This is a genomic window from Buchnera aphidicola (Cinara strobi) (assembly GCF_900560745.1).
GTDB lineage: Bacteria > Pseudomonadota > Gammaproteobacteria > Enterobacterales > Enterobacteriaceae > Buchnera_F > Buchnera_F aphidicola_AJ.
Map to the genome: position 1 here is coordinate 1 of NZ_LR025087.1, position 2741 is coordinate 2741.

Annotated in this window: 2 protein-coding genes; both read right to left on the minus strand. The window is 37.1% G+C overall.

Annotated features, from left to right (window positions below):
• Positions 1-184: 184 nt before the first annotated feature.
• A complete protein-coding gene (locus tag EAO23_RS02060) occupies positions 185-772 on the minus strand; it encodes an aminodeoxychorismate/anthranilate synthase component II (protein ID WP_158349278.1) in 588 nt (195 codons plus the stop codon).
• Positions 765-2339: an anthranilate synthase component 1 gene (locus EAO23_RS02065; RefSeq protein ID WP_158349279.1), complete on the minus strand. Its 1575-nt coding sequence runs from the start codon at positions 2337-2339 to the stop codon at positions 765-767. The genes EAO23_RS02060 and EAO23_RS02065 overlap by 8 nt, the downstream gene beginning before the upstream one ends.
• Positions 2340-2741 lie beyond the last annotated feature (402 nt).

The following is a 2741-nucleotide window of genomic DNA, read 5'->3' on the forward strand; positions in this document are numbered from 1 at the left end:
TTATCCACCGGTTATCCACCGGTTATCCACCGGGGAATGGTACTTAGTACAGACATCACTCCTATAGTTTCAAGTTGGAAATCTAATGATTACCATAATGTAGGTAATAGAAATACTTCAGGGTACTGATATGGTCTCCTAGTGCATCTTATGCCCTTATAGTGATGTATATTCCAGATGACCATCATTGATCGGTGTGGCGTAACCACTGCAATGTATCATGCAATAAAATAGACCCCATTGGAGTTAAAATCGATTCGGGATGAAATTGTAATCCACAGACACGATCTAGATAATATTTAACTCCCATCACCATCGTATTGTAGTGCGCATTGATACACAAGGGCATTGGAACAGTAGTACACAATAATGAATGATAACGTGCTACCAGTAATGGATTAGGAAGAGAAGCAAACATATCCTTTTGATCATGGGTAATATAAGATGTTTTTCCATGCACCATTTCTGGGGCAGGATGAATAGTCCCCCCATACGACTGTACTAATGCTTGATGTCCTAAACAAATCCCTAAAATGGGTACTTTTCCTTTAAAAAGTTCAATAACCTGGAGCAAGGATCCAGCAGTGTTCGGAATTCCAGGTCCGGGAGAAAGAACGATAACGGGTTGGTCCATATTAGCTATTGCATCAGTTAATACATGTAATGCTACAGTATTTCGATATACCAATACACGTTGATGAAACGATTGTAGAGAATCTACTAAATTGTATGTAAATGAGTCAAGGTTATCTAGCAAGAGAACATCAGACATAAAATTTTCCTCTATCCCGTTGATGTGTATGAATAATAGATTGTAATACTGCTTGTGCTTTATTGGTGCTTTCTAATACTTCATCAGTTGTAACAGAATCATATACAATCCCCGCTCCAGATTGTATGGTTGCTCGATGATCTCGAACAAAGGCAGAACGAATAACAATACAGGCATCAAAAGACCCATCTCCAGTAAAATAACCTACTGAACCCCCATAAGATCCTCTGCATACTGGTTCGGATTGCGCAATGAGTTGCATGGCTCGTAATTTAGGAGCCCCCGTTAATGTTCCCATGTTCATACAAGATTGATATGCATGGAAAATATCTAGATCTGCACGTAGAATTCCGGTAACGTGAGACACCAAATGCATTACATGAGAATATTTTTCTACAGCCATTAATTGAGACACATGGCGACTATTGTATTGACAAACTTTTGCTAAATCATTACGCGCTAAATCTACTAGCATTAAATGCTCAGATAACTCTTTCTGATTGGTACGTAATGATAATTCAATGCGATTGTCTAAATCTAAATCGATGCTTCCATTTACATGTAAGCCACGGGAACGCGTTCCAGCAATTGGATGCAACGCAATAATTCGATGATTCGCATCATATTTCAGATAACTTTCAGGGGAAGCGCCAAATAATATAAAATGTTTATCTTGCATAAAAAACATGTATGGGCTGGGGTTGTTTCGTTTTAGAATGCGATACGTTAATAACGGATGGGTACAAGAGCAATAAAACTGACGCGATGGAACAACCTGAAATACCTCTCCTTGAGCAATAAAAACACGCATCTGATTAATCATGTGTGCATATTGAATATCGTTGATATTGGTAGTAACAGTAATTTTTTTCAAGGGCGCTGGAGGAATAATAGAGAATGTGTTCATACGCATGCAATCATCGACTTGCTGAATGCGTGCGCACAATCGATTTCGTTCTGACGATTTAGACGAAAAAGAATACGCTTGTATAACAGCGGTTTTGTGTTGATGATTGATCGTAATAACTGACTCCGCTAAATAAAAACATATGTCTGGGCAAGGAGAGGGATGATTATTTTTCGGGACATCTTCAAAAGAATGGATTAAATCATATGCAAATAAACCTCCTAAAAATAATGTTTTCCACTCCTTCAAAGATCCTTGTATCACCTGTACTATCCAGCGAAAACAATCAAAAATAGACGTTTGAATCAGGCGCTGGTGTTCTTCATCAGTCGATATCGTATGTCGCAAAAAACGAATGTTAAGACGTGTCTCAGTACGTTCCACCATCATGGATGAGGGTACAACGGAATCAAGTAAAGGAAGTAGGCTAGATCCATTGTGACTCAATGCTTGAATAGTTACAATATTATTAATAGCCGTAATACGGAGAGCGCTGTCCACGATTAATTTACTTTCTATTTTTTCGTAATTACGTACAGCTGATGATTCCAATAAAAGTGTATTCGTACGTCCTTGACATAATTGATAAAACACCTTAGCTGGATCAGAGTGATAACGAATCCTTTTTTTCCAACTGAACATGATGGGTAGATGTGCCATTATAAATTCTCCGTTTAAATCAATCTAAATAAAGAGGAGTACGGGATGGAGTATAAAGCAGAATGTAGAATGTATTTCGAGGCATTTTAAATGTTATTCACGTGTGGTTATTGTTCATTATGAAAATTATGACATGAACGTATATTATTATTATTATTATTATTAATACAATATTAATGGATTAATATCTATTAAACATTATAGATGTTATTAATATATAATGATATATACAGTATTATTGCATCTATTCAATAGAATCCAACTGCTCTGGACTGTTTGTTGTCGGGAGAAATCGAATTAAGGTTTATTGCATTCATAATTCAATCATGTGCCAGTAGATACCGGTAGAATTGAGGAACCAGTGAGTTACTCTTCACCGGTTATCCACCGGTTATCCACCGG